Consider the following 10,630-nt stretch of genomic DNA (forward strand, 5'->3'; position numbering starts at 1 on the left):
CTTCTGATCAAAAACATCTTATTTTATATAAGTAAAAACAAGATATTAACAAAGTTTTTTATTTGGATATTACAACGTAATTTACTGGTAAAAATGGAATAATATGACACACTATTATTAGCTTTGATTTGCCTTCATTGTCTCAGTCGTGATTTGCACATAAAGCTAGATGAATAATAATAGATTTTATAAAACAATAGGTTGGGATAAAATAGGTTGTAATCATGACGACACTGAGTGAACAAGCAGCACCTATGCTGCATGATACTAAACTTGAACAACAGATTTTGCGGCGTTCGATTTTTTGCACTTTATTCATTGCCATAATGGGGATTATTTTCGGTATCGTATGTGGGTCGATGTCGATTATTTTTGATGGTATGTTCTCTGCTTTAGATGCAGGTATGTGCAGTTTATCTTTATTGGTATCCCGATTGCTTGGCCAACCCAATAGCCGGCGCTTTCAATATGGTTTCTGGCATGTAGAACCTCTGGTATTGGCTTTCAATGGCAGTTTACTGGCCTTTCTCTGTCTGTATGCTTTTGTTAACGCGATTAAAGGTATTATTGATGGTGGACGTGAATTAGAGCTGGGTTGGGCGATTGTGTATGCGTTAGTCGTCAGTGTTTTCTGTTTTACTATCTTTTTAAAGCAACGCCGTTTGAATAAACGTGTTAAGTCCGAGTTAATCGCATTGGATACCAAAAGTTGGTTGATGTCTGCGTGTATTAGCTCTGCTTTATTAGTGGCTTTTTTACTTTCCTGGAGTATGGAAGGCACACGTTATGAACATTTGATTGTTTATACTGACCCTGCCGTACTGGCGCTGTTAACGCTGATATTAATCTCTGTTCCGATAAAGACCGTCATCGCGGCTGTCCGCGAAGTATTACAAATGACACCGGATACACTGGATGCCTCGATGGAAAGTTTGATGGATAAACTGATGGCGAAATATCAATTTATCGATTATTCGCATTACGCGACCCGCATTGGCCGTGGCTTATTTGTTGAGATTCATGTGGTTATTCCACCCGAAATGGAAAACAGCGGCGTATCTTATTTTGACAAAATACGCGATGAAATTTCTCACGCGATTGGTGAATCTGGGCCACATCGCTGGCTAACCATCTCGTTTACCCGCAATCCTAAATGGTTGTAGCGTAAGCAGCCATGGGGCAGGTGGTTTATATTAACTAATCGAGGTAATAAAAATGAGCGCTCAACGCCATATTAAACTTAGCCCTATTGATGCACCACCGAGATTCAATGCTGTCACTAAGGTAGCGATTAGCGATGAAACAATCATTGTTCGAAAAGCTAAAGTTATCGCCAATATGGCCCAGGCTAATATCGATTATTTGCTGGTTTATGCTGATAAGGAACATGGTGGTAACTTTGAGTATCTGACCGGATTTATCCCCCGATTTGAAGAGGCCGCTTTGGTATTACATGCATCAGGGGAAGTCTTTTTATTGCTAGGCAACGAGAACTTAAAACTGTCTCAATATGCGCGGGTGAGCAATACAGCTATTCATGTTCCCTATTTTTCGCTACCGAATCAACCCATGGAGAACAGCAAAACGTTAGCTGAATTATTGGCGGACACTGGCGTGCAGCAGGCTAAAAAAATCGGCATTGTTGGATGGAAGTTATTTACCAGCAAGTTGGATAATAATAATCAATTATTTGATATTCCACACTTTATTTTATCTGCAATAAAGCAAACAGTTTCATCGTCAACTTTAGTCGTTAACGCGACAAGCCTATTTATTGGTAGTGATACAGCAGCCAGAGTCACTAATAATGCCAATGAATTAGCTCATTACGAATATGGGGCTAATCTGGCCTCTAATTGTATTCTTAATGCATTAACTGCGGTCGATATAGGCGTAACTGAGAAGCAACTTGGTTCTTATCTGGCAGATGAGGGGCAGCCGAATACTGTTGTGATGATTGCAGCAACCGGCGATCGTTTTGAAAAGGCTAATTTGTATCCTGGTGATAAAGTTGTGCAACCTGGTGATAAAATATCATTAACCACCGGGTATAAAGGTGGCCTAAGCAGTAGAGCGGGTTATGCCGTACATCACAGCGATGAGTTGCCTTTGGCACAAAGGGATTATCTCGAGAGAGTTGCTATTCCTTATTACGCCGCAGTCGTAACCTGGCTGGAAAATATCCGTATTGGCATGTCAGGCAAAGAGATGTATGCAGCAATTGAAGCTGTTTTACCGAAGTCACAATACTATTGGTCATTAAACCCTGGGCATTTGGTCGCGGATGAAGAATGGTTGTGTTCGCCTATTTATAATGGCTCGGAAGAAAGAATTCGCAGTGGAATGTTATTCCAAATCGATATCATTCCTTCGGTACAAGGTTACGCGGGTGCGAGTGCTGAGGATTGTATTGCATTGGCTGATCAACATTTGCGTGATGAACTGGCCGCGCATTACCCCGATGTTTGGCAAAGAATACAAAAGCGGCGTGATTACCTCAGTAACATACTGAATATTCATCTCAGCGAAGAGGTGTTACCGATGTCCAATACAGTAGGGTATCTACGGCCTTTCCTGTTGGATAAATACAGCGCGCTTCAATGTACCAATGACGCTTGAGACTAATACCTCATTTATTTAATGGGGCTGTTCGGCCCCAAATCTTGCTCACTTTCCACCCCTGCTGAGATTTCATGCAAACTGGAGGCGATACTCTTGCCATCTTGTGGCATAATGCGCGCCGAATCACATTTTCTAGTATTCTTGAATACCCCTATTCAGTAATCCAATCGAGAGCGAGCTCTGTGCTAAGTACTAACAATATCACCATGCAATTCGGCAGCAAGCCGCTGTTTGAGAACATTTCAGTAAAATTCGGTGGCGGTAATCGCTATGGTCTGATCGGCGCTAATGGTTGTGGTAAATCCACATTCATGAAAATCCTTGGTGGTGATCTGGTACCGAGCGCCGGTAACGTATTCCTTGACCCTAATGAGCGTCTGGGTAAGTTGCGTCAGGATCAATTCGCCTTTGAAAACAACACCGTGCTGGACACCGTTATTATGGGGCACGGCGAGTTGTGGGAAGTGAAAGAAGAGCGCGACCGCATTTACGCCATGGCTGAAATGAGCGAAGCAGATGGCTATAAAGTCGCTGATCTGGAAGTTGCCTACGGTGAAATGGATGGTTATAGCGCAGAAGCCCGTGCCGGTGAATTGCTGCTGGGTGTCGGTATTCCAGTTGAACAGCATTATGGTTTGATGAGCGAAATCGCGCCTGGCTTTAAATTGCGTGTATTGCTGGCACAGGCTTTGTTCTCAGATCCAGAAATTTTGTTACTCGACGAACCGACCAACAACCTGGATATCGATACTATCCGCTGGTTGGAACAAGTTCTGAACGAACGTAGCAGTACCATGATCATTATTTCCCATGACCGTCACTTCCTGAATATGGTCTGTACCCACATGGCGGATTTGGATTACGGTGAACTGCGTGTTTATCCGGGTAACTATGACGAATACATGACTGCGGCGACTCAAGCTCGCGAGCGTCTGCTCTCTGATAACGCGAAGAAAAAGGCCCAGATCTCTGAGCTGCAATCTTTCGTCAGCCGCTTTAGTGCCAACGCCTCTAAATCCAAACAGGCCACTTCACGTGCTCGTCAAATTGATAAAATTCAGCTTGATGAAGTGAAAGCTTCAAGCCGCCAGAACCCATTTATCCGCTTTGAACAGGATAAAAAGTTGTTCCGAAATGCGCTGGAAGTTGAAATGTTGACTAAAGGTTTTGATAACGGTCCACTGTTTAAAAACCTCAATCTGCGCCTGGAAGTGGGTGAGAAAGTTGCTATTCTTGGGCCGAACGGTATTGGTAAATCGACTTTACTGAAAACCCTGGTAGGGGATTATGAAGCGGACGCCGGTACCGTGAAATGGTCTGAAAACAGTAGAATTGGCTATTATGCGCAGGATCACGCCAGCGATTTTGAAATTGATCTGACGGTATTTGACTGGATGAGCCAGTGGAAACAGGAAAAGGACGACGAGCAGGCTGTGCGCAGTGTGTTGGGTCGTTTGCTGTTTAGCCAGGACGATATCAAGAAGAAAGTTAAAGTTCTATCTGGTGGTGAGAAAGGGCGCATGCTGTTTGGTAAGCTGATGATGCAGCGCCCTAACATTCTGGTAATGGATGAGCCAACCAACCATTTGGATATGGAATCGATTGAAGCTCTTAACATGGCATTGGAAATGTACGAAGGCACGTTAATCTTCGTTTCCCATGACCGTGAGTTCGTCAGTTCACTGGCAACCCGAGTTATTGAAATGACACCGAAAAAACTGATCGACTTTACCGGTAACTACGAAGACTATCTGCGTAGTCAGGGTATTCAGTCCTGATTATTTGACTGCGTGTTGATAAGAAAGCTGATGCGTTGCATCAGCTTTTTTTTGTGCCCGCTATTCTACTAATCCGTACCGCAAACCTCGCAGTTGGCGTCTTTTGCCAGTTTTAAACTCCGAAACTCAGCTGTCATGGCGTCATACATTAATATGCGGCCTGATATCACCTGCCCATAATGAGTCAGTAGTTTTATCGCTTCCATCGCTTGCAGATTGCCAATAATACCCACTAATGGGGCCATGACTCCGGCTTCAACGCAGGTTAGGGCGTTATCGCCAAATAACCGGCTCAGACAGCGATAACAGGGCTGATCTTCTTGATAGGTAAAGACACTGACTTGCCCCTCCATGCGGATTGCCGCACCTGAAACCAGTGGTTTACGCTGCACATGGCATAGGCGGTTAAGTTGTTCACGACTGGCGACATTATCAGTACAATCCAACACCAATTGATGTTCAGCTATGGCAATGGCAAGTTGCTCATCATCTAACTGAGCATCAATGGTTTTGATTACCAGGCTGGGATTCATCTCTGATAACGTCAGTGCCGCAGAAGCCACCTTAGACATACCGATACGGTTATCGCGGTGCAGAACCTGCCTTTGCAGATTGGAAAGAGACACCTTGTCAAAATCCAGCAGTGTGAGATGGCCCACACCTGCCACTGCCAGATATTGTGCTGCGGCACACCCGAGGCCACCTAATCCAACAATTAATACCTTAGCAGCATTCAGTTTTTCCTGACCGTCAAAATCAAAACCACGTAAGACAATCTGCCGGTTATAACGCAGGGCTTGCGCATCGGAAAGTTCAGGCAACATATCAGGCTCTCAGTAATTTATTGGGCCAATAATCAACTAGCGTAATAGTTCATTAAACAACTCTATTTCAACAACTTCACCGACTTCTACCGAACCACGTTCCCGCTCAAGCACGATAAAACAGTTACCTTGGCTGAATGAGCTGAAGACATGTGAACCTTGATGGCCTGTGGTGCGTACTTCCAGTTCGCCACGAGAATTAGTTGAGAAAATGCCCCGCTGGAAATCCAAACGGCCCGGTGTTTTTTTCAACCTTGTTATTGTTTTTGCTTTCAGGCGCAATGGTGGCTGCCATTGAGAGTGACCGGAAAGTTTCGCAATCAGTGGTTGTACCAACTGATAAAATGTCAACGCCGCAGAGACTGGGTTACCCGGTAGGCCGCAGAACCAGGCATGATCCAGTTTACCAAAAGCAAAAGGTTTGCCCGGTTTTATCGCTAATTTCCAGAAACCAATATCACCCAGTTCTTCCAGCATCTGTTTGGTGTAATCGGCTTCACCCACTGAAACGCCACCACTACTAATGACCAAATCAGCTGCGGCATCAGCTTGCTCAAATGCTTTGCGTAATGCCTGTTGGTCATCACGGATAACACCCAGATCAATAATTTGGCAACCTAACTGTTGCAACATCAAACGAACTGCAAAGCGGTTGGTATCGTAAATTTGCCCTTCTCCCAAGGGGTGTCCAACGGGCTGCAACTCATCGCCGGTAGAGAAAATTGCCACTTTCAATGTGCGGAAAACAGTCAGTTCAGCAATTCCTAATGATGCCAAGAGGGGAAGTTGCGCCGCACCGAGTTTGACACCAGCGGGGAAAACGGCCGCCCCTTGCTGGATATCTTCGCCTGCCAGCCGAATGTTCTGCCCAACCTGGGCGTTGCCACTGAAGGTGACACCTTGTTCACTCACCACAGCTTGTTCTTGCATGATAACTGCATCGGCACCTTCGGGGATAGGCGCGCCCGTCATAATTCGAATACAGCTATTTGCCGGCCATTCATCTTTAAACGGCGCGCCAGCGAAAGCTTTACCTGCCACCGGTAACGGCATTGTGCTGCTAAGCTCATTACAGCGCACAGCATAACCGTCCATGGCTGAATTAGCGAAAGGGGGGACGGCAATCGGGGATGTTATTGCGCTGGCTGTGATACGCCCCGCAGCATCAGTGAGTGCAATGGTTTCGGTGGCCTGTAATGACGTGACCTGTGACAGCATTTTGGTCAGAGCTTGTTCCAGAGAGAGTAAATCCGAGGTATTACAGTGATCCATGCGGGACTCCGTGGTCTGATGGCACCGTCGCCAGAAGCTATAACGGGTGCGCGGCAATAATCAATTGAGAGCGCCATTATGGCAGAGATTGCTATGCGGGTGAATTGATGGGGGGCAAAGAGGTTACAGTCTGATATTGTCTTGAGTTGTGTCATTCTTTTTTATTGGCATTTTCTTTGTCGGGTGAAACTGGAGGTAATATGGAATATCAAAAAATTCTGAAATTCTGGTTTAGTGAGATGGACCCCGCATTGTGGTTCAAAAAAGATGAGGATTTTGACGCCCATTTACGTCAGCATTTCGGTGCCATTTGGCAGGCTGCCTCTAAGGGGGAACTGGCGCACTGGCGGCTGAATATTGAGGGGCGGCTGGCAGAAATTCTGATATTGGATCAATTTAGCCGAAATCTCTTCCGCGATTTACCGACTTCATTTTCCTGTGATGGTATGGCTTTGGTGTTGGCACAGGAGGCGGTCAGCAGCGGCAAAACCGAGCAGTTATCAGATACGCAGCGGGGGTTCCTCTATTTACCTTTTATGCATTCTGAATCCGCATTAATCCATCAGCAAGCATTGAAGCTATATACCGAGCTAGGTAATGAGACTCAGCTCGATTATGAATTGCGCCATAAAGCAATTATTGATCGCTTCGGCCGCTACCCACATCGCAATCATATTCTTGGGCGAGTATCCAGCGCTGAGGAGCAGGCTTTTCTGTTACAACCAGGGTCTGCGTTCTAGCCTAAAAATCCATCCTAATAACCCCATATTGTCAGCATTCTGTCTGTTTATTGAAGGGCAGAATACTAAGTTATCATGTTACAATTCAAGCTATTATAATGTGGCGTCAGTAAGTTTTGGCTAAATTTTGCTGAATAGTCGCCAGTAATTTCCCTGTTCCACAACATGTATCATTATATCCTTCGGTATGTCGACGGTTAATAACCCGGTCATGGGGGCAGCCACCATGACAAATAGAAAACCACTCGCAGTGTTGCATTTTTTCAGTCGCGGTTTTTTCCTCATTGATGGCTTGTTGATTATGCGATGAATGAGCTAAAAGATCCGCCAGGTCAGTATTTAACAAAGATCCATAGATGCTACCTTTATCGCCCACATATTTGTCACAGGGAGAGATGTCGCCATTGGGCTCTAAGGTGATAATTTCTTGCGAGCAATTGCCAGACCAATAACATGCGGCCGGTTTATTTTTTGCATTTTTCAATACACGAATAAAATCATCAAAAACAGCAATATGTATCTTTCCCTGATAACCGTTTACCCAAATAGTAAACAACGTTGATAGAAACTGGATAAATTCAGCATAACTGATAAATCCATCGCCAACATACTGCCCTTTCACGAGTCTATTATCAGGAACTATATTAAGGAACTCAATGTGGGTTAATTCTATTGAGATAAAATGGTCCAACATTTCTTTCATGTCAGTTTGATAAACTTCTCGGTCAACAACAATAAGAGCACCATATGGAATATTATACTGACGAAGTTTTTTAATTCCGTTTGCTATGCGATCAGATGTCTTTCTTCCCCGATAATCCACCCGCCGCTTATCATTCACAGCAGGTACACCATCAAGACTAATTCCGACATTCATACCAATACCTTTAATAAAGGTTAACCACTCATCTGATATATTGACGACATTTGACTGCATGGTGTTGGTTATATATTGCTCTGGCCTCTTAAATTGTTGCTGCAACCAAATAAGCTTTTTAAAAAATGCTGGCTTTAGCAGTGTGATTTCGCCGCCATGCCAGACAAACTCAAATCTATTTACATTAGGGATGGCAAGGATCTGCCGCACCGTACGGACGAGTGTATGAAATGACACCGTCTGATTGGGGCCTTCTGCCCACGAGTGGCAATAGGTGCAACGAAGATTACATAAACGGGTTGCCTTCAACACAACAACCAATTTTTTTGCTTTAACCGTTTTCACTGAAATACTTTTTTTTATCTCTTCGTTGAATATATCTAGTTCATCACTATCAAGTAATTGTTTTGCAGGTATTTTACCAATAAGATAGGATGATAGTATTTTGTATTCACATGTCTCAAGTTTTTCCAGTTCTTTGAGATCTATTTCGTTTATCTTAATGCAATCAATGTATTTTACTGGAATCATATTATCCATAGTATATTCCTATTTATTCATGTAAGTTTTCCATCTCTCATATTTATTATTCTGTTACCATATTCAGAGGCTTCATCTGAATGTGTAACCATAATAATTGTTGTACCTTTTTGGTTTATATATTTTAATTGCTGTAATACAGAACGGGCATTTTTACTGTCTAAATTGCCAGTAGGTTCATCAGCTAAGAGTAATGCCGGGTTAGATACCATCGCCCTGGCGATGGCTACTCGTTGTTGTTGACCTCCTGAGAGTTGCATTGGTTTATGATTTTTTCGATTATCAATGTTGAACAAGTTTAAAACTTGGTTAACTTTTTCTGTACGCTCCTTTTTGCCAATACCCCGGTACTTAAGTGGTAAGGCAACGTTATCAAAAATAGATAAGTGTGAAATGAGATTGAATGATTGAAATATATAACCTATTAATAATCTCCTTAATATTATTTTTTGTGAGTAGCTCATGCCAATAATATCATTTTCAGCTAGTGTGAATGAACCATTGTCAAGACAGTCAAACAGACCAATGATATTAAGTAATGTAGATTTACCTGAACCAGATGGCCCCATAATAGAAACGAAATCACCTTTCTCAACGCTGAAGTTTAGATGATTAAGAACCTTGGTTTTAATTGTTTTGGTAGTATAACATTTTTCAGCATTTTGTATATTTAGCATGTTATTTGAACTCAATAATATCGTATTCACTATTGTTAGTTTCTGGGGGGGTGACAATGATTTCCCCAGCCTTTATTCCTGCTATTATTTCTGTTTTCATCGGGCTTCGGCGTTTTATTTCTACTTTAGATTTAATAGCAAGATCATCTTTTGGCTGATATATGTAGATGAAATTATTTCCATTATTATCGGAAATTATACTATCAGTAGGTGCCATCAACGCAGGACTATTATTTTCTTGTAATGGAATTTGTATTTCAATAGATTGCCCTCTTTTAAGCAGAGAGGTTGTGTCATGCAGCGGGATCAGTTTTGCCTTGAATTTACCATTTTCTACAATAGTTGATACTGACTCAATCAGCAGTGGCGTATCCTGACCATTTATTGTTGCAACGATTCGACTTCTTGGTTTGATTTTATCAAGATAATACTCACTGAAGTAAACATTAAAATAATATGATTGTAGGTTATCTATGATAGCAATTTTTTCGCCAGGTTTTATTTGTTGACCCAGTTCTACATCAAGAATAGATAAAGTCCCATCAATTGGAGCTGTTATAACTAATTGTTCCATTCCGTTTTCTATGATATCCATCATTCTCTCCAGTAATAATATAGAATCATCTATACTTTTGAACTGTGGAGGGAATGACTCTTTGTTTTTATTATCGTGTTCTTTTAAAATTTCACTTTTTATTTGCCAGTTTTTTAACATACCGACTTGGTTTTCCAGTTCGGATTTTGCAATCATTGATTTCATGTCGAGGACTTGATGCCTTGCTAAATCTTTCGATATAGTCGTTATTTGATGCTGAGCCTCTTGTAAATTAAGTTTTGTCTCTCTATTATCCTGTTCCAATTGTATTTTCATATTGCGTAGATTGTTTATTTGCTCGGTAATATTCACTATTCTGGATGTCGCTTCCAGCATAAAATCGTAGTTAGATAAACGAATAATAACATCGCCTTTCGCGACAGTATCGAAAGCCTGTTTGGCGACTTCAGTGACTTTTCCTCCTCGTTCACTTGACACAATTATGCTTTCTTTAGGTACCGCGATAGCTCGGGTTGTCAGTACATCCTGATACACTTCTGATTGAATAGTATGAAAAACAGTATCCTCCCGAGATATGAGTAAAGAGCGTTGAGCTGTAGATAAAGAGTAAATATAATAAAGGCAAGCAGTAATAACTAATAATACGAAAAAAATAATTAACTTAGCAGTTATATTTTTGTTTTTTCTCTGCTCAATATTTATATCCATGACGTTATTTCTTCTTGTTAATATTTAGTGTGTTAC

The 10,630-nt window shown here is 42.2% G+C and carries 9 protein-coding genes; 4 read left to right on the plus strand and 5 right to left on the minus strand.

Going from position 1 to position 10,630, the window contains the following annotated elements:
• Window positions 1-224: 224 nt before the first annotated feature.
• The 3 genes from HU019_RS19680 (at window position 225) to HU019_RS19690 (ending at window position 4,400) form a co-directional block, all read left to right on the plus strand.
• The gene (locus HU019_RS19680) at window positions 225-1,163 is read left to right on the plus strand and encodes a cation diffusion facilitator family transporter (RefSeq protein ID WP_174848395.1); all 939 of its coding nucleotides are present in this window, start codon (window positions 225-227) and stop codon (window positions 1,161-1,163) included.
• Between the two features lie 52 nt (window positions 1,164-1,215).
• Complete coding sequence (locus HU019_RS19685) at window positions 1,216-2,619, plus strand: aminopeptidase P family protein (protein ID WP_174848396.1); 1,404 nt, start codon at window positions 1,216-1,218, stop codon at window positions 2,617-2,619.
• A gap of 185 nt (window positions 2,620-2,804) precedes the next feature.
• Window positions 2,805-4,400, plus strand: coding sequence for an ABC-F family ATPase (locus tag HU019_RS19690; protein WP_174848397.1), 1,596 nt, complete (start codon window positions 2,805-2,807; stop codon window positions 4,398-4,400).
• A gap of 68 nt (window positions 4,401-4,468) precedes the next feature.
• On the opposite strand, the gene moeB is transcribed toward HU019_RS19690, so the two are convergent.
• Together moeB and moeA are read right to left on the minus strand one after the other, a co-directional pair.
• A complete protein-coding gene (gene moeB / locus HU019_RS19695; RefSeq protein WP_174848398.1) occupies window positions 4,469-5,224 on the minus strand; it encodes a molybdopterin-synthase adenylyltransferase MoeB in 756 nt (251 codons plus the stop codon).
• 36 nt (window positions 5,225-5,260) lie between these two features.
• Complete coding sequence (moeA, locus tag HU019_RS19700; protein ID WP_174848399.1) at window positions 5,261-6,496, minus strand: molybdopterin molybdotransferase MoeA; 1,236 nt, start codon at window positions 6,494-6,496, stop codon at window positions 5,261-5,263.
• Window positions 6,497-6,696: 200 nt separating this feature from the next.
• On the opposite strand from moeA, the gene HU019_RS19705 reads away from it, so the two are divergent.
• Complete coding sequence (locus tag HU019_RS19705) at window positions 6,697-7,236, plus strand: DUF924 family protein (RefSeq protein WP_174848400.1); 540 nt, start codon at window positions 6,697-6,699, stop codon at window positions 7,234-7,236.
• Between the two features lie 106 nt (window positions 7,237-7,342).
• On the opposite strand, the gene darE is transcribed toward HU019_RS19705, so the two are convergent.
• Genes darE through darC form a run of 3 tightly spaced genes read right to left on the minus strand, consistent with a single transcriptional unit; the run spans window position 7,343 to window position 10,594 of the window.
• Window positions 7,343-8,653 carry a darobactin maturation radical SAM/SPASM protein DarE gene (gene darE / locus HU019_RS19710; protein ID WP_174848401.1) on the minus strand — a complete coding sequence of 437 codons (1,311 nt, stop codon included), beginning with the start codon at window positions 8,651-8,653 and terminating at the stop codon, window positions 7,343-7,345.
• 17 nt (window positions 8,654-8,670) lie between these two features.
• Window positions 8,671-9,330: a darobactin export ABC transporter ATP-binding protein gene (darD, locus tag HU019_RS19715; RefSeq protein WP_174848402.1), complete on the minus strand. Its 660-nt coding sequence runs from the start codon at window positions 9,328-9,330 to the stop codon at window positions 8,671-8,673.
• A gap of 1 nt (window position 9,331) precedes the next feature.
• The gene (gene darC / locus HU019_RS19720) at window positions 9,332-10,594 is read right to left on the minus strand and encodes a darobactin export ABC transporter periplasmic adaptor subunit (protein WP_174848403.1); all 1,263 of its coding nucleotides are present in this window, start codon (window positions 10,592-10,594) and stop codon (window positions 9,332-9,334) included.
• Window positions 10,595-10,630: the final 36 nt, after the last annotated feature.

The sequence above is a fragment of the Yersinia artesiana genome (assembly GCF_902726545.1).
Lineage (GTDB): Bacteria > Pseudomonadota > Gammaproteobacteria > Enterobacterales > Enterobacteriaceae > Yersinia > Yersinia artesiana.

Excerpts from the sequence above, each read along its gene's own strand:
- HU019_RS19680 (WP_174848395.1), top strand. The coding sequence starts at position 225 with ATGACGACACTGAGTGAACAAGCAGCACCTATGCTGCATGATACTAAA.
- HU019_RS19685 (WP_174848396.1), top strand. The coding sequence starts at position 1,216 with ATGAGCGCTCAACGCCATATTAAACTTAGCCCTATTGATGCACCACCG.
- moeB (WP_174848398.1), bottom strand. The coding sequence starts at position 5,224 with ATGTTGCCTGAACTTTCCGATGCGCAAGCCCTGCGTTATAACCGGCAG.
- moeA (WP_174848399.1), bottom strand. The coding sequence starts at position 6,496 with ATGGATCACTGTAATACCTCGGATTTACTCTCTCTGGAACAAGCTCTG.
- HU019_RS19705 (WP_174848400.1), top strand. The coding sequence starts at position 6,697 with ATGGAATATCAAAAAATTCTGAAATTCTGGTTTAGTGAGATGGACCCC.
- darE (WP_174848401.1), bottom strand. The coding sequence starts at position 8,653 with ATGGATAATATGATTCCAGTAAAATACATTGATTGCATTAAGATAAAC.
- darD (WP_174848402.1), bottom strand. The coding sequence starts at position 9,330 with ATGCTAAATATACAAAATGCTGAAAAATGTTATACTACCAAAACAATT.
- darC (WP_174848403.1), bottom strand. The coding sequence starts at position 10,594 with ATGGATATAAATATTGAGCAGAGAAAAAACAAAAATATAACTGCTAAG.